A 17,936-nucleotide genomic window follows, 5' to 3' on the forward strand; every position below is an offset into this window, starting at 1 on the left:
TCACCTCGAAGGGGGGAGTGGGGTGCGGGGGCATCAGCGGGCCGTCCAGCCGCCGTCGACGGGGAGGCTGGCGCCGGTGATGTAGGAGGCGTGCGCGGAGCAGAGCCAGAGGGCCAGCTGCGCCACCTCGTCGGGTTCGATCAGCCGCTTGACGGCGGGCCGGTCGAGCATGATCTGCTCCACCACCTCGTCCTCGCGGATGCCGTGCGCGAGCGCCTGGTCGGCGATCTGCCGCTCCACCAGCGGGGTGCGCACGTACCCCGGGTTGACGCAGTTGCTGGTGACTCCGTGGGGCGCGCCCTCCAGCGCGACCGTCTTGCTCAGACCCTCCAGGGCGTGCTTCGCCGTCACGTAGCCCGACTTGAAGGCGCTGGCCCGCAGGCCGTGCACGGAGGAGATGTTGACCACCCGCCCCCAGCCCCGCGCGTACATGTGGGGCAGGGTGCGGCGCAGGATGCGGAACGGGGCCTCGACCATCACCCGCTGGATCAGGGTGAAGCGCTCGATCGGGAACTCGTGGACGGGCGCGACGTGCTGGAGGCCGGCGTTGTTGACCACGATGTCGGCGTCGTCCGGCAGCGTCTCCACCGCCTCCGGGTCGGCGAGGTCGGCGACGTGCGCCACGCCGCCGATCCGCCCGGCGAGTTCCCGGGCCGGGGCGGCCGCGAGGTCGACGACGTAGACCCGGGCGCCGGCCTCCGCGAAGGCTTCGGCGCAGGCCCGGCCGATGCCCGAGGCGGCCCCGGTGACCAGGGCCGTACGGCCTTCGAGCGGGCGGGCTGAAGTGGTGTCCATGGCCGAGAACGGTAGGAAGCCGGCGGCCCGGCTCCCATGTGATGGCGTACCACAGCGGCCGGGCGCCCTGTGGTGGTCACCGCTACGAGGGCCGATCGGCGGTTCAGCCGCCCCGGGCCAAACCCGTGCCGCTCGGGCTTCCCCACAATGGGCGCCGATGCTTCACCCGTTCGGAGGATTGCTCGGTCAGAACCGCCCATAGCGCCCGAATGCTCGCTACATTCACGCCGATTCCCGACAGGGGGCGCCGCCACAGGCAGCCGAAGTGCTGGTGGAGCCGGTACGGCGTCCGAGAGGTGTTGACTGACTATGCCCCAACGGCCTGCAACCGACAGCCCGGCGTACGGACCGCTCGACCCGCTCGACCAGCACCGAGGTCCGGTCGGCCGGGCCCTTCCGGACGCCCCCGAGGCCCCGGCCGCCGCCGATATGCGGCTGCCCGCGCAGGTCACGACCGCACCGCACCGGAGCGCCCCGGCGCCCGCGGACGCGCCCGTCGCACCCGCGCCCGCCCCGCCACCGGCCGCGGTGAGCACCGGTCCGGCTCCGCAGAACGGCCAGCTCGCCGCCCTGATCGAGGAGGCCGGCTTCTCGCACGCCGGCCTGGCCCGCCGGGTCGACCAGCTCGGCCTGGAGCACGGCCTGGACCTGCGGTACGACAAGACCTCGGTCACCCGCTGGCTCCGCGGCCAGCAGCCGCGCGGGGCCACCCCGGCGCTGATCGCCGAGGTCTTCACCCGCCGGCTCGGCCGCCGCCTCACCGCCCAGGACCTCGGCCTGGACGCCTGCGCCCCGGTCTACGCCGGCCTGGAGTTCGCCGAGACGCCGCAGGAGGCGGTGGACATCGTGGCGAGCATGTGGCGCAAGGACAACGGCCCGCAGTCCGAGCTGCGCCGGATCGCCTTCACCCCGGCCGGCCTGGTCGTCCCCAGCCGGGACTGGCTGATCGGCCGCACCGACGAGCGGGTCGCCCGGGACGGCTCCACGCTGCCCCGGCCGGACACCGCCGCCGGCCCGGCGCCCGGCGGTCCGGCCGGGCCCGGCGGGCCGTCCGCACCCCAGGCGCGCGCTGCGGCGCCCGGAGCGTCCCCCGCCCGCCCGGCCCGCGGCGCCGGCGCACCGCCGGCCCCGGCCGCCTCGGCCGCCGCGATCGGCCGGGTGCCGACCCAGAGCCGTCGGCCGCCGACCGCCGTCGAACCGCCGTACACCGACCCGGCCCGCGAGCCGAGGCCCGCGCTGCGCGTCGGCCGGGGCGACATCGCCGCCATCCGCGCCGTCGGGGACCTCTTCCGCGCGCTGGACCACGCCTACGGCGGCGGGCACGCCCGCCAGGCGCTGGTCCGCTACCTGGAGAGCGAGGCCGAGCCGATGCTGCGCGGCCGCTACGGCGAGCAGATCGGGCGGGCGCTCTTCGGGGCCGTCGCCGACCTGACCAGGCTCGCCGGCTGGACGTCCTTCGACATCGCCGCGCACGGCCTGGCCCAGCGCTACTTCGTCCAGGCCCTGCGGCTCTCCCAGGCCGCCGGGGACCGCGCGCTCGGCGGCTACATCCTGGTGACGATGAGCCAGCAGGCCGTCCATCTCGGCCACGGCCGGGAGGCGGTCCAGCTGGCGCGGGTCGCCCAGCAGGGCGTGGGCACCGCCGTGCCGCCCACCGTGCAGTCGCTGCTGCACGCCGCCGAGGCGCGCGGCCACGGCCTGCTGGGCGACGTCCGCTCCTGCACCACCGCCCTGGTCCGCTCCGAGCGGGCCCTGGCCGGCGCCCGGGCCGGCGATGAACTGCCTTCCTGGGCGCGCTACTTCGACGAAGCGCAGCTCTCCGACGAGTTCGCCCACTGCTACCGGGACCTCCAGCAGTGGCGGACGGCGGCGCAGCACGCCGAGAAGTCCCTGCGGCTGCGCTCGCCCGCCTACGCCCGCAGCCGGATCTTCTGCCGGATGGTGCTGGCCACCGCCCGGCTCGGCATGGGGGACTTGGACGAGGCGTGCACCATGGCCACCGACGCACTGCGGGCGGCCGGGGAGATGCGCTCGGCCCGTTCGCTGGAGTACGTCCGGGACTTCCACCGCCGGCTCACCCCCTACCGGGGCAGTCCGGTGGCCCGCGCCTTCGAGGAGACGGCGCGCCAGGCGGGGGTGATCTGACGACGGCCCGCGCCGGGGGGCCGCCCGGCCGGGCCCGGCGGCCGGTCCGCCGCGGCGGCTACCAGCTCTCGGCGTTGACCCGCTGCCGGTCGCCCCCGGCGGCCGGTGGGCGGGCGCTCCCGCGCAGCCGCTGGGCGAGCAGTGGGAAGGCCAGGACGGAGAGCATCCCCGCGCCGACCAGCGCGGCCGCGGTGGAGGACGGCAGGTGCCCGGCGTCCACCTCGATCGTGGTGATCACCACGACCAGCGGCAGCGCGGTCGCGCCGTACAGGCCGAGCGCCGCCCGGTCGCGGCGGCCCAGCCCGATCGGGGCGAGGAGGGCCGCCGGCAGTCCGCGCACGGCCAGGAGCAGCAGCAGGAACACCGGGACGAGCAGCAGGCTGCCCGGGTCCCGGAGCAGCGCCTCCAGGTCGAAGTTCATCCCGCTGACCACGAAGAACACCGGCACGAGGAAGCCGAAGCCGATGCCCTCCAGCTTGGCCTCGATGACCTCCTCCGTGGCCTCGGGCACGTCGGTCAGCAGCAGATGGGAGATGATCCCGGCGGTGAAGGCGCCGAGCAGCATGTCCAGGTCGAGCCAGACCGCGGCGGACACCATCGAGGTCAGCACCAGGATCACCGTGCGGATCGCGAACTGGCCGGAGGTGCGCAGGGTGCGGCGGATCAGCCGGGTCACCCAGTCCGGCCGGGGCCGCCGGGCGAAGCCGACGGCGGCCGTCGTGATCACCGCGAAGACGGCCAGGATGACGGCGGTCCTGGCCGGGCTGTTGCCGCTGAGCAGGATCGCGACCGCGATGATCGGCCCGAACTCGCCGACCGCGCCGGTGGCCATCACCAGCGAGCCGAACGGCGTCGGCAACTCCCCGGAGTCGCGCAGGATCGGCAGGATGGTGCCGAGCGCGGTGGTGGTGAGCGCGAGCCCGGCGAAGGCGCCGTTCAGCGGGTCCCGGTTGACCGTGGCGCCCACGCCGAGGGCCACCACCAGGGACACCAGCCACGCGGCGCCCGCCCGCTTCAGCGGGCCGCCGCGCAGCTTGGCGAAGTCGATCTCGTAACCGGCCAGGAACATCAGCATCGCCAGGCCGAATTCGGAGAGCGCGTCGACCAGCCCGTCGACCTGCGCCCAGTCCAGGACGTCGGGGCCGATCAGGACGCCGAGCACGATCTCGAACACCACCGTGGGCACGGCGACCCACCGCAGCAGCCGGTCGGCCAGCAGCGGGGCGGCCACGGCGGCGGCCGGGATCAGGATCAGTGCGAGCGGGTCGATCCGGCAGTCGGCGCTCACCGGGCGAGGGGCCCGGGGTCCTGGACGGAAAACGTCCGATTAGCGGTCATATCGGCATACTGGCATGCCGTGACGTGCCGTCCCGGCAGCCCGGCGGCCGCGTGTTACGCCGCCGCCTCCGCCTCCCGGGCGGAGACCGGCAGCCCGAGGTCGCGCGCCACGGCCAGGGCCGCCCGCCGCCCCGACACCAGGGCGCCCTGGACGCTGCTGGTGTCCCGGTGGTCGCCGCAGACGTACAGCCCGGCCAGCAGGCGCACCGGGCGGCGGTTGTTGTGCGGCGGCGGCATGGCCGGCACCGCGTCCGGGACGTGGCGCACGCTCAGGAACTGCCAGCCCTTCGTCGGGACGCCGTACAGCTCCGCCAGCCGGGCCCGCACCGCGGGTTCGAGCGCGGCGGGCCCGCCGGAGTCGAAGGAGCGCCGCCCCAGCACGGTGGTGGCGATCAGGGCCTGCCCGGGCGGGGCGTACGAGTGGTGCAGCTCGCTGAGCACCAGGGAGTGCGAGACCAGCGGCGGGTGGCCGTTCGGCCGGTCGCCGTCCAGCAGCAGGACGGCCTCGCCGATCGGCGCCCGGTCGGCCGCGTGGTAGAAGGTCGTGACGGGGTGGAAGTCCGGCAGTCGCAGCCCGGGCAGTAGCGCGGCGGCCGAGCGTGCGTCGGTCGCCACCACGACGGCCTGGGCGCCGATCCGGCCGTGGCCGGCGGTCTCCACGCCGTCGGCCGCGATCGAGGTGACCCGCACGCCGGGCCGCAGGGTGTCGGCCGGCAGGGCGGCGGCCACTTGGGCCGGGACGGCCGCGATCCCGTCGGCGGGCAGACAGAGGCGGCCGCGCGCGTAGCAGCGCAGCACCAGGTCGGCGATCCGGCTGCTGGTGCCCAGGGCCGGATCGCTGAGCAGGGCGCCGAGCAGCGGCCGCAGGAAGCCGTCGACGGTGCGCGGGGCGAGCCCGCGTTCGCCGAGCGCGCGGGCGGTGGTGGTCTCCGGCCGGGCCTGCAGTCGGCCGGCCGGGGTGGCGGCCAGCCGGCTGAGCCAGCTGCCCAGCCGGGCCTTGTCCAGCGGACTGCCCAGCGGGGCCCGGGAGGCCGCCTGGCGGGCGGCGGTCAACTGCGGGTCCCCGGCGCGGTAGCGGCGGCCCCCGCTGTGCACGAGCACGCCGGGCGCGAGCGGGTGCAGGCCGAGCCGGTCCAGGTCGAGCGCCCGGCTCAGCTCGGGGTACGCGGTGTTCAGCAACTGGCTGCCGTGGTCGAGCCGGAAGCCGTCCAGCTCGCGGGTGGCCATCCGGCCGCCGATCCGGCCCGAGGCCTCCAGGACCTGGACGGTCAGGCCGTAGCCGGTGAGCGCGCGGGCGGCGGCCAGGCCCGCGAGTCCGGCCCCCACCACGACGACGTCCGGATCGGACTGTCGGCGGGTGCGGCGGGTGAAGTCGTATGTGGGCACTGGCGTGCTCCCTCCCTGGTCCCGGAGCTTCGGCCGACGCAGGCAGCGGGGTGCCGGGACACGGTCCGACGGTGTGATGCCCAGTCAGTACGAGCGTCAGACAAGCACACCGGGCCCTATCCGGGTCCCGGGGAGGGTTCGACAGCATGCGGTGGGGGCGCGGTCACACACGGTGCCCGCAAGTGGTCCGGTTCGGGCTCCACGGGCGCGCACCGTCACCAGGGGCGTGCGGCGCGCCTGGTTCGTGCTCCCGTGCGCCCCCTCCCGGAGCCCCTCCCGACCCCCGCTCGGCATATGCCCCCGGCCAGGGCTGATGCCGTAGCGGGCGTACGCGGGCGGCCCGGGCGGGGCAGCCGCGCCCGGACCACTCGGCCTACCGCAGGCGCCCTACCGGACGCGCCCGCTCCGCGCGCACCCCGCGGCCGCCCGGAGCGGCCGCCACCATGCCGCCCCGCGGCGACGGCGCCGCCGCGACCGCACGGCACCGCCGCTACGGCTCCGCCACTCGCGGAACCGCCGCGACGCCGCCCCGCCGCTACAGTGCCGCCCGCACCGCCGAGTCCACGTCCGGGTGCTCGAAGCGGAAGCCGGCCTCCAGCAGCCGCCGCGGTACCACCCGGTGGCTGCCGGTCACCTCGACGGCCAGCTCGCCCAGCACCGCCTTGAGCGCCGCCTCCGGCACCGGGAACGGCGTCGGCCGCTTCAGTACCCGGCCGAGCGCCGCCGTCAGTTCGGCGTTGGTGACCGGCTCCGGCGCGCTGAGGTTGAACGCGCCGCTCAGGTCGTCGCGGTCGATCAGGAACCGCAGTGCGGCGACCTCGTCCGCCAGTGAGATGAAGCTCCAGTACTGCCGGCCGTCGCCGAGCCGCCCGCCGAGCCCCAGGCGGAACAGCGGGAAGAGCCGACCGCCGGCCCCGCCCGCGGCCGAGAGCACCAGCCCGGTGCGCGGGTGGACCACCCGGATCCCGGCCCGTTCGGCGGGCCGCGCGGAGGCCTCCCACTCGACGCAGACCTCGGCGAGGAAGTCGTCCCCGGCGGGCGAATCCTCGTCGATCACCCGGTCGCCGGTCTGGCCGTAGTAGCCGACGGCCGAGGCGCTGACGAAGACCCGGGGCGGCTTGTCGAGTTCGGCCATCGCGACGGCCAGCGTTTCGGTGCCGAGCACCCGGCTCTCCCGGATCTCCCGCTTGTACGCGTCGGTCCAGCGGCGGTCGCCGACCCCGGCGCCCGCCAGGTGCACCACCGCCTCGACGCCGGCCAGCCCGGCCCGGTCCACCTGGCCCAGCAGCGGGTTCCAGCCGATCGCCGTCGTCCCGTCCGGCCGCGGACCGGTTCTGGAGCGGTGCCGGACCAGCCGGACCACCTCGTGGCCGTCGGCCAGCAGCGAGCGGACGAGTGTCGAGCCGATCAATCCCGTGGATCCTGTGACCGCGATGCGCATGGGCCCATCCTCGCAGTTTCCGGCGGCCGGAACTCCGTATCCACCCCGGGCGCGGCTGACTAGCATGGCGCGCATGCACGCCGAAGATCTGATCATCCGTCCCGCCCAGACCGAGGACGAGAAGGAACTCTCCGCGCTCAACCGGGCCGCCTGGTCCTGGCAGAGCGACGTCGCCCCGCAGCCGGCCGAGGGGGACACCGTGTTCGACGAACGCCACACCCCGGACCAGTTCCTGCTCGCCCTGCTGGGTGGCCGGATCGTCGGCTACATCCGGGTGGTTCCGCCCACCCCGCTGGCCAGTAACGGGCACGTGCGGCAGATCCAGGGGCTGGCGGTCTCCGCCGGGGCCCGCGGCCGGGGCGTCGGCCGGGCGCTGGTGGAGGCGGGCTGTGCGGCCGCCGCGGAGCAGGGGGCGCGTCGGATCACCCTGCGGGTGCTCGGGCACAACGCCCCGGCCCGCCGCCTCTACGAGGCCTGCGGCTTCGTGGTCGAGGGTTCGCTCGCCGAGGAGTTCCTGATCGACGGCCGGTACGTGGACGACATCTGGATGGCCCGTTCACTGCTCGGCTGACCCCGCGCTCCGCCCTCCCGCGCCTGGCGGGTCGCCCGTCGCCCCCTCCGGCGCGGCGGGTGGGTCGCGTGCCGCCTCCCGGGGCCCGAGTCGCTGACGGGACGTCAGATCAGGGTCCCCGGGGTGGTGCAGACTCGTGACAGACCCAACCTGTCTGGAGCAGTGCCGCGCCGGGTACCGTACGGCCGTGAGCAACTCGACGCCTCCCGGGTGGTACCCGGTACCGGGTGCGGACGGCACGCCCGGTCATGAGCGCTGGTGGGACGGCAACGCCTGGACCAGCGACGTCCGCCCCCTCCAGGCGGGCGGCGGCGGGCTCGCCGACGCCCCGACCCAGGTCTCCTGGCAGACCCCGCAGCAGCCCGCCCCCGTCTCCCCGCCGCCCGCGTACGGCTACGGCGCGCCTCAGCAGGGCACGCCCGGCTACGGCTACCCGACGCCGGACCAACAGGCCTACGGCTACCCGCAGGGCGGCTATCCGCCGTCGCCGCCGCCGCCCGGCCGGATGAAGCCGGGCGCGGTCGTGGGGATCGTGGTCGGCGTGCTGGCCGTGGTCGGCGTGGTCGCCGCGATCGCCCTCAACAGCGGCGGCGATCCCAAGGCCGACCCGGAGCCGGTGCCGACGGTCACCGTCACCGACACCCCGAGCCGGACGCCGAGCCCCGGCCCGACCACGCGCACACCCGCGCCCACGCCCACGCCGGCCCCTAGCCTGCCGCCGGTGCCGGTGGTCAAGGACACCGCCGCGGACGCCCAGCACTCCATCACGGTGCCGATCTTCCAGGGCTGGGACTCGCAGACCGACACCACGCACTCGACGGTCTTCCTGGGCAGCGGCCGCTACACCTGCCCGAGCGGCGGCTCCTGCATCAGGGGCCAGTTCTCGGTGGAGAAGGACACCATCTCCGGAGCCTCGGCCCGGGCGGCGGCGGAGGCGGCGATGCCCACCTACGCGGCGGCGATCTTCACCGGGATCACCTCGCACACCGACGCGGGCTCCGCCAACACCACCGTGGCGGGCGTCTCCGGCTACGCGGTGCGGTGGCACATCACCACCTCGGACGGCACCAAGGGCTACATCCTGCTGGCGGCCGTCCCGGCCAAGGGCGGTGGCTTCGTGGCCTTCGAGGGCGGGGTCGACGACGCCGCGGGCGCACCCGATCCCACCGTGCTCGACCAGATCCTCAAGGGCATCAAGCAGGACGGCAGCGGCTCCGGCTCCGGCACCTGAGCCCGGGCGTCCGACGCCACCGGCAGCCCGAGCGGGTGTCCGAGCCACCCGCTCGGGCACCCGCTCCGGCGTTCCGGCCGCCACCGGGCCGGACCTCCCACCGGGCCGGACCCTTCGCCGGGCCGCTCCCGGTACCGCTCCCGGGTCAGTCCCCGTACCGCTCCCAGAGCTTGGGGAACCGTTTCGCCATCGTGTCCGGGTCCTCGAAGTCCAGCGCGGCGCCGGCCGGCCGCGCGGGCTGCCGGTCGCCCACCTCGGGCAGCGGCAGCCCGGTCAACTGCTCGTACGCCTCGTCGGCCGCGTAGCCCAGGTCCTCGGCCTCGCCGTCCTCCTCCTCGTCGAACTCCGGGAGCAGGTCGGCCAGATCGTCCGGCTCGTGCAGGCCGCCCTCGAACACCTCCCGCCCCTGGCCGATCAGCCAGCAGCGGAAGTAGTCGAAGGTGTCCTCGGAGGCGCCGTCCAGCAGCAGGTGGGCCGCGCCCCACAGGTCGGTCCGGTAGGCGCGCTGGAACCGGGCCTCGAAGAGCCGCGCGAAGTCGATGACGTCGTCCGGGGTCAGTTGGACGAGCCGTTCCACCAGCCGTTCCGCCTGCTCGTCGGGGTCGCCGTCGGCGTCCTCCCGGGTGTCGTCGATGATCTGCCAGAAGTCGGTCTCGTCCATCACCGCTCCAGCATCCCTGTTCGCCCGCGCGATCGCATGCGATGGGCCCGGCGAAACGCGGGCCGCGCCGGGGGAGTACGGGTACCGAGGCCGGTGTCGGGCGGCCGGGCGCCAACGCGGAACCCCGCGCCGTCCGGGGACGACGCGGGGTTCCGTACTGCGTGGGCTGCCGTGGCGGCCGGCTCAGAGGCCGAGCTCGACCTCGAACTCGCCGGCCTCCAGGATCTCCTTGACGGCCACCAGGAAGCGGGCGGCGTCGGCGCCGTCCACCAGGCGGTGGTCGTAGGAGAGCGACAGGTAGGTCATGTCACGGATGCCGATGGCGGTGCCGCCGTCGGCCTCGATGACGACCGGGCGCTTGACCGTCGCGCCGATGCCCAGGATGGCGACCTGGTTCGGCGGCACGATGACGGTGTCGAACAGCGCACCGCGCGAACCGGTGTTGCTGATGGTGAAGGTCGCGCCGGACAGCTCGTCCGGAGTGATCTTGTTGCCGCGGACCTTGCCGGCCAGCTCCGCGGTCTTCTTCGAGATGCCGGCGATGTTGAGGTCGCCCGCACCCTTGATGACCGGGGTCATCAGACCCTTCTCGGAGTCCACCGCGATCCCGATGTTCTCGGAGTCGAAGTAGGTGACGGTGCCCTCGGCCTCGTTGATGCGGGCGTTGATCACCGGGTGGCTCTTCAGCGCCTGGGCGGCGGCCTTGACGAAGAACGGCATCGGGGACAGCTTCACGCCCTCGCGGGCGAGGAAGGCGTCCTTGGCCTTGCCGCGCAGCGAGATGACCTTGGTGACGTCCACCTCGACGACGCTGGTCAGCTGGGCCTGCTCGTGCAGGGCCTTCAGCATGTTGTCGCCGATGGCCTTGCGGATGCGGGTCATCTTGACCGTCTGGCCACGCAGCGGGGACGGCGCGGCGGCGGCCTTCGGCGCGGCGGCCGGGGCGGCAGCGGCGGGGGCCGGAACGGCCTTCGCCGCCTCGGCGGCGGCGATGACGTCCTGCTTGCGGATGCGGCCGCCGACACCGGTGCCGGTGACGGAGGCCAGGGCGACGCCCTGCTCGGCGGCGAGCTTGCGCACCAGCGGGGTGACGTAGGCGTCACCGCTGTCGGCGGCCGGCGCGGCGGCCGGAGCCGGGGCGCCGGCCGGAGCCGGGGCGGCGACCGGAGCGGCCGGAGCGGCCGGAGCCGGCGCGACGGGGGCCGGGGCGGCGACGGGGGCCGGGGCCGGCGGGGCCACCGGGGCGGCCGGAGCCGGAGCCTCGGCCGGAGCCGGAGCCGGAGCCGGAGCCGGAGCGGGGGCGGCGGCCGGAGCCGGGGCGGGAGCGGCGGCCGGAGCCGGGGCGGGAGCGGCAGCCGGGGCCGGGGCGGCCGGGGCCGCGCCCGGGGCGCCGATCAGCGCGAGCTGGGCGCCGACCTCGGCGGTCTCGTCCTCGCCGACCAGGATCTTCACCACGACACCGGCGACCGGCGACGGGATCTCGGTGTCGACCTTGTCGGTGGAGACCTCGAGCAGCGGCTCGTCGACCTCGACCGTCTCACCCTCGGCCTTCAGCCAGCGGGTGACGGTGCCCTCGGTGACCGACTCGCCCAGCGCGGGGAGCAGCACCGGGGTGGCGTCGGCGGCCGGCGCGGCGGCCGGGGCGGCCGGAGCCGGAGCCTCGGCGGCCGGGGCGGGGGCGGCGGGCGCCTCCGCGACCGGGGCCGGGGCGGCGGCCGGAGCGGCCTCGGCGGCCGGGGCCGCGGCGGGGACCGGCGCGCCGGAGCCGTCGTCGATGACCGCCAGCTCGGCGCCGACCTCGACGGTCTCGTCCTCGCCGACCTTGATCGAGGCCAGGATGCCCGAGGCCGGGGCCGGGATCTCGGTGTCGACCTTGTCGGTGGAGACCTCGAGCAGCGGCTCGTCGACCTCCACACGCTCACCCTCGGCCTTCAGCCAACGGGTGACGGTGCCCTCGGAAACGCTCTCGCCCAGCGCGGGCAGTGTTACTGAGACCGCCATGGTTTCAGCGACTCCTATCAAGTCTTGCGTACTGGAATGGGGGGAGTGGGGCGTGATCAGTCGTGCGCGTGCAGCGGCTTGCCGGCCAGCGCCAGGTGCGCCTCGCCCAGGGCCTCGGACTGGGTCGGGTGGGCGTGGATGAGCTGCGCGACCTCGGCCGGCAGAGCCTCCCAGTTGTAGATCAGCTGCGCCTCGCCGACCTGCTCGCCCATCCGGGCGCCGACCATGTGGACGCCGACCACGGCGCCGTCCTTGACCTGGACGAGCTTGATCTCGCCGGCGGTCTTCAGGATCTTGCTCTTGCCGTTGCCGGCCAGGTTGTACTTGAGGGTGACGACCTTCTCCTTGCCGTACAGCTCGACGGCCTTGGCCTCGGAGATGCCGACGGAGGCCACCTCGGGGTTGGAGTAGGTCACGCGGGGGACGCCGTCGTAGTCGATCGGCACGGCCTTGAGGCCGGCCACGCGCTCGGCGACCAGGATGCCCTCGGCGAAGCCGACGTGGGCCAGCTGCAGGGTCGGGACGAGGTCGCCGACGGCGGAGATGGTGGGCACGTTGGTGCGCATGTACTCGTCGACGAGCACGTAGCCGCGGTCCATCGCGACGCCGTTCTCCTCGTAGCCGAGGCCGGCCGAGACCGGGCCGCGGCCGATGGCCACGAGCAGCAGGTCGGCGTCGATCTGCTTGCCGTTCTCGGTGGAGACGCGCACGCCGGTCTCGGTGTACTCGACACCGGAGAAGCGGGCCTTCAGCTCGAACTTGATGCCGCGCTTGCGGAACGCGCGCTCCAGCAGCTTGGAGGAGTTCTCGTCCTCCAGCGGGACCAGGTGCGGCAGCGCCTCGACGATGGTGACGTCGACGCCGAAGGACTTCCAGACCGAGGCGAACTCGACGCCGATCACGCCGCCGCCGAGGATCACGGCGGACTTCGGGATGCGGTCGAGCTTGAGCGCGTGGTCCGAGGAGATCACGCGGTCGCCGTCGATGGTCAGGCCCGGCAGCGACTTCGGCACGGAGCCGGTGGCGAGGACGATGTGGCGGCCCTCGACGCGCTGGCCGTTGACGTCCACCGAGGTCTGCGAGGAGAGCTTGCCCTCGCCCTGGATGAAGGTCACCTTGCGGGAGGCGACCAGGCCCTGCAGGCCCTTGTACAGGCCGGCGATGACGTCGTCCTTGTACTTGTGGACGCCGTTGATGTCGATGCCCTGGAAGGTGGCCAGAACGCCGAACTCGGCGGCCTCCTTCGTCTCGTCCGCGATCTCGGCGGCGTGCAGCAGTGCCTTGGTCGGGATGCAGCCGCGGTGCAGGCAGGTGCCGCCCAGCTCACCCTTCTCGACCAGGGCGACGCTCAGACCCAGCTGAGCGGCGCGGAGCGCCGCGGCGTAACCGCCGCTTCCGCCTCCGAGAATGACTACGTCGAAAACGGTGCTGGCGTCGTTCGCCACGTCACGTCCTCCATGCAATGGGGTGGGTCGCCGGGCCGGTCGCGGTCCGGTGGGTCGGAAGCCTTTGTGGGGCGCCCAGTCGTGCCGGAAATACATCTTCGCACTTGTTCACGGCAGCTGATGTCCGGGTCCACCCCACGGGCGTCCCAAAGGGCGGTCACAGGGGCGGGAACAGCCCCGACCGAAGGGCATCATCGCAGCTCAATGCGGGCTTGACAGCGGCGGGAGCGGCCTTTGGCGCGGCCCGGCCCGCCCCCGGTTCCGCACTGTGGAACAAAGTTTCGCCCGCAGCGAACAGAGGTGCGGACGGGCTCCCGCCTTCTACTCGCAGGTAACAGCGCCGCGGGCGGGCGGGCACCCGAGGGCGGGCCGGCCCCGGGAACGCGGACGGGGTCCGGCGCGAGTGCGCGGGACCCCGTCCGTCCGAACCCCGGATCAGGCCTTGTCGCCCGCCGCGGTCCGCTCGGCGAAGCGGACCAGGGTGCGCACCGCGCTCGCGGTGCCGCCCTTGGGGGTGTAGCCGAACGGCGCGCCCTCGTGGAAGGCGGGGCCGGCGATGTCCAGGTGGGCCCAGTCGATGCCCTCGGCCACGAACTCCTTGAGGAACAGGCCGGCCACCAGGCCGCCGCCCATCCGCTCGCCCATGTTGGCCAGGTCGGCGATGGTCGACTCGGTCATGCCCTTGCGCAGCTCGGCCGGCAGCGGCATCGGCCAGGACTGCTCGCCGGCCTCGCCCGCGACGGTGTGCAGGGTCTCGCGCAGCTCGTCGTTGTTGGCCATCACGCCGAAGGTGCGGCTGCCCAGCGCCAGCATCATCGCGCCGGTCAGCGTCGCCACGTCGACGATCACGTCCGGGTTCTCCTCGCCGGCGCGCACGATGGCGTCGGCCAGCACCAGGCGGCCCTCGGCGTCGGTGTTCAGCACCTCGACGGTCTTGCCGCCGTACATGCGCAGCACGTCACCCGGGCGGGTGGCGGTGCCCGACGGCATGTTCTCGGCCAGCGCCAGCCAGGCGGTGACGTTGACGGCGAGGCCCAGGCGCTTGGCGGAGACGACGGCGGCGAACACCGCGGCCGCGCCGGCCATGTCGCACTTCATGGTCTCGTTGTGGCCGGCCGGCTTCAGCGAGATGCCGCCCGAGTCGTAGGTGATGCCCTTGCCGACGAACGCCAGGCTCGCCTTGGCCTTCGGGTGGGTGTAGGCCACCTTCACCAGCCGCGGCGGGTTGGCCGAGCCGTTGCCGACGCCGAGCAGGCCGCCGAAGCCGCCCTTGAGCAGCGCCTTCTCGTCCAGCACCTCGACCTTGAGGCCGTGCTCCTTGCCGGCCGCCTGGGCGATCGCGGCGAAGCCCTTGGGGTTCAGGTCGTTGGGCGCGGTGTTGACCAGGTCGCGGGCGCGGTTCATCTCCTCGCCGAGGACGACGGCGCGCTCGACGGCGGCCTTGGCGTCCTTGCTGCCCTTGCGGACGGTCAGCAGCACGAGCTCGCCGACCGGCTCCTTGGCGCTGCCGTTGCCCTTGTAGGTGCCGAAGGAGTAGGCGCCGAGCAGGCCGCCCAGCGCGACCGCCTCGACCTCGTCGGCGGACTCGGCCGGCAGGGCCAGCGCGGCCTTCTTGCTGCCGCCCAGGGTGCGGGCGGCGACACCGGCGGCGCGGCGCAGCGTCTCCAGGCCGTAGCCGGCGTCGGCGGCCTCGCCCAGGCCGACCGCGAGCACGAGCGCGGCCTTCAGGCCGGCGGGGGAGGGGACCTTGACGGCCTCGCCCTCGGCGCCGGTCGCGCCCAGGGTGGTGAGGACCTCGGCCAGCTTGCCCTCGAACGCCTCGCTCACGGCCTCGGCGCCCGGCGCCAGCACGATGCCCTTCGGGCCCTTCGCCACACCGATCACCACGGCGTCCGCGCGCAGCGAGGCGGCGGAGGAGGTGCTCACAGACAATGCAGTCACGTAATGCGTCCTGTTCTATCGCGGTCCACGGCACCGGTCACGGCACGGCTGCCGCACCGGCGCAGCCCGGGGCCGCCACTGCGGGCCGTCCCGCCGGAACGGGCCGGGTCCGGGGCCCCTGGCGCGTGCGTCCACCGGTCACGGCGGCCGCACACACCAGAAGCCCCGGCTCCTCGACGCGCGTCGGCCGGGCCGGACCTGCGACGGTGCAGGGCTGCGGTGCTCCACGCATGGTAGTCCGCATGCTGGGATCACGCGCCGCCGGTGTCCCAACGCCGGGAGCGGGGGCCGGCGGCGGGTCTCAGCCCATCAGCGCGAGGGTGACCAGGGTGCCGGTCGCGGCGGTCTCCGCCATCGCGCCGAGGACGTCCCCGGTGATGCCGTCGAACCGGCGTACGCAGCGCCGCAGCAGCAGCCAGGAGCAGCCGAGGCCGACCGCAACGGCCAGCGGCAGCCGGAGGACTGACGAGCCGTCGAGCAGGCCGAAGGCGGCCAGCAGCAGCGCCGAGCCGGCCGTCGCCGCCACCGCCGCGGCCGGCGGCACGGTGCCGGCCACCATCGCGCCGAGCCCGCCCGGCCGGGCGGCCGGCACCGGGCGCAGGCAGCCCCAGCCGAGTGCGCACCGCGCGGCCGTCGCCGAGGCGAGCACCGCGAGCGCGCCGCCGGCCGGCGACGCGTCGAACCGGCCGGTCAGCGCGGCGATCTGGGCCAGCAGCACCAGCACCAGGGTCAGTACGCCGAACGGCCCGATGTCGGACTGCTTCATGATGCGCAGGGCGTCCTCGGCCGGTTTGCCGCTGCCCAGGCCGTCGGCGACGTCGGCCAGGCCGTCCAGATGCAGGCCCCGGGTCAGCGCGGCCAGCACGCCGACGGCGGTCACCGCGCCGAGCGGCCCGCCCGCGCGCCAGGCCACCAGCGCTCCCGCGCCCGCGGCCAGTGCCCCGAGCGTCAGGCCGACCACCGGCGCCGCCGTCATCGCCCGGCCCGCCGTGGGGCGGTCCCACCGCTCGACCCGCACCCTCAGCACGGAGAGCGTGCCGAACGCGAACCGCAGCCCCTCACCCCACCGGGCCGGCTCCCGTGCCGAAGCGTCCTGCATGGCCCGCCGCTCCTCGCATCCGTACCGTGGTGCGCCGCGCACCGCGACGACCCGCCCCCGTCCGGGCCCCGGGGCGGTCAGACCCGGCCGAGCAGCTCCGCGGCCGAGGGCAGCTTCGGCTGCTCCTTGGGGGCCGCCGGGGTGCTCGGGGCGGGCGCGTGCTCGGCCAGGGCGTCCGCCGCGGCCTGCAGCAGCGGCAGCGCCATCAGCGCGCCGACGCCCTCGCCCATGGTGATCTCCTGCTCCTGCAGGGGCGTCAGGGTCAGCCGGTCGTAGGCCTTGGCCTGGGCCGGCTCGCCGGTGGACTGCCCGGCCCGCCACCACTCCGGCGCCCGGAACGCGATCCGCTGCGCGACCAGCGCGCAGGCCGCCGAGACCACACCGTCCAGCACCACCGGGAGCTTGCGCACCGCGGCCTGAAGCAGGAAGCCGGTGATCGCCGCGAAGTCGGCACCGCCGGTGGCGCCGAGCAGCGCCAACTGGTCGCCCAGCACCGGCCGGGCCCGCCGCAGCGAGTCCCGGACGGTCGCGCACTTGACCATCCACACCCGGTCGTCGATGCCCGAGCCGCGCCCGGTCACCGCGGCCGCGTCGGTGCCGCAGAGCGCGCCGACCAGGACGGCCGCCACGGTGGTCGCGCCGACCCCGAGGTCGCCCAGGACGATCAGGTCGGTCCCGGCGTCGGCCTCCTCGTCGGCGACGGCCATCCCGGCCCGGAAGGCCTTGACCGTCTCCTCGGGGCTCAGCGCGTCCTCGACGTCGACCCGGCCGGAGCCGCGCCGCACCCGGTGGGCGACGACCTCGTCCGGGAAGTCGGAGGGGTCCGCGTCCACCGCGACGTCCACCACCCGCACCTCGGCGCCGAAGCGCCGGGCGAGCAGGGCGACCGGCGCGGTGCCGTCCAGCACCGCCCGCACCCGGGCGGCCGTGCCGCCCTGCGCGGGCAGCCGGGACACCCCGAGGGCCGCCACCCCGTGGTCGGCGGCGAACAGCAGCACCTTGGGCGCCGACAGCGGCCGCACCGGGGAGCGGCCCTGTACGGACGACAGCCAACTGCCCAGCTCCTCCAGCCGGCCGAGGCCGCCGCGCGGGCGGTCCAGCGCCTGCCAGCGCTCTTCGGCGGCCCGCCGGGCGCTCTCGTCGGGGCGCTCGACGAGCGAGGAGAACGTATCGAGATCCACGGTCGTGTCCATCGATCGGAAGGCTACACGCCGCGGGTGTTCAGCCTGCGGCGGGCTTGACCGTCAGAACCTGCCCCGCCACGACGAGCAGCACACGCTCCGAGGCGTCGGCCACCGCCATGTTCAGCCGGCCCAGGGTGTCGCGGAACCGGCGGCCCGAGGCGGTGGCCGGGACGACGCCCATGCCCACCTCGTTGCTCACCGCGACCACCGGGCGCCGGGTCGCCGCCCAGGCCCGGGCGAGCTCCTCGCAGCGCCGCTGGACGGCCGCCTCGCCGCCGTCCGCCCAGACCGCGTCGTCCCAGGCGCCGCACTCGTCCATCACCGCGGTCAGCCAGAGCGCCAGACAGTCGATCAGCACCGGCGCCGGGTCGGCGGGGTCGGCCAGGACCGCCGCCAGGTCGCAGGTCTCGGCGGTGCGCCAGCTCGCCGGCCGCCGGTCGCGGTGCAGCGCCACCCGCTGGGCCCACTCGGTGTCACCGTCGCGGGCGCCGCCGGTGGCCACGTACAGCACGTCCGGGTACCGGGCGAGCAACTGCTCGGCCCTGGTGGACTTTCCGGAGCGGGCGCCGCCGAGGAGCAGGGTGCGGGGGAGTGCGGGGTGGGCTGCCATGCCGTCCATCCTGCCAAGGCGGTGGCGCCCCGCCCCGCGCGGGCCCGGCCCGGCCGGCCGGGGAGCCGCGACCCGGCCGACAAACGCG

The 17,936-nt window shown here is 75.1% G+C and carries 14 protein-coding genes; 3 read left to right on the plus strand and 11 right to left on the minus strand.

The genetic code is table 11. The features are described 5' to 3' along the window. Positions 1 to 33: 33 nt before the first annotated feature. A complete protein-coding gene (locus ACIF6L_RS07590) occupies positions 34 to 795 on the minus strand; it encodes a 3-hydroxybutyrate dehydrogenase (protein ID WP_396486898.1) in 762 nt (253 codons plus the stop codon). A gap of 309 nt (positions 796 to 1,104) precedes the next feature. Here ACIF6L_RS07590 and ACIF6L_RS07595 point away from each other — a divergent pair, with 309 nt between their 5' ends. Next, positions 1,105 to 2,940 carry a regulator gene (locus ACIF6L_RS07595; protein WP_396486897.1) on the plus strand — a complete coding sequence of 612 codons (1,836 nt, stop codon included), beginning with the start codon at positions 1,105 to 1,107 and terminating at the stop codon, positions 2,938 to 2,940. A 58-nt stretch (positions 2,941 to 2,998) separates the two neighbouring features. Here the strand turns inward: ACIF6L_RS07595 and ACIF6L_RS07600 are convergent, their stop codons facing one another. From ACIF6L_RS07600 to ACIF6L_RS07610, 3 genes are all read right to left on the minus strand, one after another. Beyond that, positions 2,999 to 4,228, minus strand: coding sequence for a cation:proton antiporter (locus ACIF6L_RS07600; protein ID WP_396486896.1), 1,230 nt, complete (start codon positions 4,226 to 4,228; stop codon positions 2,999 to 3,001). 104 nt (positions 4,229 to 4,332) lie between these two features. Then, entirely contained in the window at positions 4,333 to 5,664 is a 1,332-nt protein-coding gene (locus ACIF6L_RS07605; RefSeq protein WP_359838204.1) for an FAD-dependent oxidoreductase, read from the minus strand. Positions 5,665 to 6,199: 535 nt separating this feature from the next. Continuing rightward, positions 6,200 to 7,105, minus strand: a complete 906-nt coding sequence (locus ACIF6L_RS07610) for a TIGR01777 family oxidoreductase (protein WP_396486895.1) — start codon at positions 7,103 to 7,105, stop codon at positions 6,200 to 6,202. 73 nt (positions 7,106 to 7,178) lie between these two features. Here ACIF6L_RS07610 and ACIF6L_RS07615 point away from each other — a divergent pair, with 73 nt between their 5' ends. Further along, entirely contained in the window at positions 7,179 to 7,676 is a 498-nt protein-coding gene (locus ACIF6L_RS07615) for a GNAT family N-acetyltransferase (protein ID WP_396486894.1), read from the plus strand. Positions 7,677 to 7,863: 187 nt separating this feature from the next. After that, positions 7,864 to 8,907 carry a DUF2510 domain-containing protein gene (locus ACIF6L_RS07620; RefSeq protein ID WP_329487337.1) on the plus strand — a complete coding sequence of 348 codons (1,044 nt, stop codon included), beginning with the start codon at positions 7,864 to 7,866 and terminating at the stop codon, positions 8,905 to 8,907. A 145-nt stretch (positions 8,908 to 9,052) separates the two neighbouring features. Here ACIF6L_RS07620 and ACIF6L_RS07625 read toward each other — a convergent pair whose 3' ends face one another. From ACIF6L_RS07625 to cobU, 7 genes are all read right to left on the minus strand, one after another. Further along, the gene (locus tag ACIF6L_RS07625; protein ID WP_329487336.1) at positions 9,053 to 9,568 is read right to left on the minus strand and encodes a DUF4240 domain-containing protein; all 516 of its coding nucleotides are present in this window, start codon (positions 9,566 to 9,568) and stop codon (positions 9,053 to 9,055) included. A gap of 183 nt (positions 9,569 to 9,751) precedes the next feature. Further along, the gene (gene sucB / locus ACIF6L_RS07630; RefSeq protein ID WP_396486893.1) at positions 9,752 to 11,569 is read right to left on the minus strand and encodes a 2-oxoglutarate dehydrogenase, E2 component, dihydrolipoamide succinyltransferase; all 1,818 of its coding nucleotides are present in this window, start codon (positions 11,567 to 11,569) and stop codon (positions 9,752 to 9,754) included. Between the two features lie 56 nt (positions 11,570 to 11,625). Further along, positions 11,626 to 13,014 carry a dihydrolipoyl dehydrogenase gene (lpdA, locus tag ACIF6L_RS07635; protein WP_329487334.1) on the minus strand — a complete coding sequence of 463 codons (1,389 nt, stop codon included), beginning with the start codon at positions 13,012 to 13,014 and terminating at the stop codon, positions 11,626 to 11,628. A 435-nt stretch (positions 13,015 to 13,449) separates the two neighbouring features. After that, positions 13,450 to 14,955, minus strand: a complete 1,506-nt coding sequence (locus tag ACIF6L_RS07640) for a leucyl aminopeptidase (RefSeq protein WP_329487333.1) — start codon at positions 14,953 to 14,955, stop codon at positions 13,450 to 13,452. Positions 14,956 to 15,256: 301 nt separating this feature from the next. Continuing rightward, on the minus strand, positions 15,257 to 16,054 hold the full coding sequence (locus tag ACIF6L_RS07645; RefSeq protein WP_396486892.1) for an adenosylcobinamide-GDP ribazoletransferase: 798 nt from the start codon (positions 16,052 to 16,054) through the stop codon (positions 15,257 to 15,259). A gap of 77 nt (positions 16,055 to 16,131) precedes the next feature. Further along, on the minus strand, positions 16,132 to 17,247 hold the full coding sequence (locus ACIF6L_RS07650) for a nicotinate-nucleotide--dimethylbenzimidazole phosphoribosyltransferase (protein WP_359802669.1): 1,116 nt from the start codon (positions 17,245 to 17,247) through the stop codon (positions 16,132 to 16,134). A gap of 28 nt (positions 17,248 to 17,275) precedes the next feature. After that, positions 17,276 to 17,848 (minus strand): bifunctional adenosylcobinamide kinase/adenosylcobinamide-phosphate guanylyltransferase, encoded by a 573-nt coding sequence (gene cobU / locus ACIF6L_RS07655; protein ID WP_396486891.1) that lies wholly within the window; start codon positions 17,846 to 17,848, stop codon positions 17,276 to 17,278. Positions 17,849 to 17,936 lie beyond the last annotated feature (88 nt).

It is taken from the genome of Kitasatospora sp. NPDC086009, from assembly GCF_044540385.1.
Classification (GTDB): Bacteria; Actinomycetota; Actinomycetes; order Streptomycetales; family Streptomycetaceae; genus Kitasatospora.

Coding starts and splice junctions, on each gene's coding strand:
- ACIF6L_RS07590 (WP_396486898.1), bottom strand. CDS start 795: ATGGACACCACTTCAGCCCGCCCGCTCGAAGGCCGTACGGCCCTGGTC.
- ACIF6L_RS07595 (WP_396486897.1), top strand. CDS start 1,105: ATGCCCCAACGGCCTGCAACCGACAGCCCGGCGTACGGACCGCTCGAC.
- ACIF6L_RS07610 (WP_396486895.1), bottom strand. CDS start 7,105: ATGCGCATCGCGGTCACAGGATCCACGGGATTGATCGGCTCGACACTC.
- ACIF6L_RS07615 (WP_396486894.1), top strand. CDS start 7,179: ATGCACGCCGAAGATCTGATCATCCGTCCCGCCCAGACCGAGGACGAG.
- ACIF6L_RS07625 (WP_329487336.1), bottom strand. CDS start 9,568: ATGGACGAGACCGACTTCTGGCAGATCATCGACGACACCCGGGAGGAC.
- sucB (WP_396486893.1), bottom strand. CDS start 11,569: ATGGCGGTCTCAGTAACACTGCCCGCGCTGGGCGAGAGCGTTTCCGAG.
- ACIF6L_RS07645 (WP_396486892.1), bottom strand. CDS start 16,054: ATGCAGGACGCTTCGGCACGGGAGCCGGCCCGGTGGGGTGAGGGGCTG.
- ACIF6L_RS07650 (WP_359802669.1), bottom strand. CDS start 17,247: ATGGACACGACCGTGGATCTCGATACGTTCTCCTCGCTCGTCGAGCGC.
- cobU (WP_396486891.1), bottom strand. CDS start 17,848: ATGGCAGCCCACCCCGCACTCCCCCGCACCCTGCTCCTCGGCGGCGCC.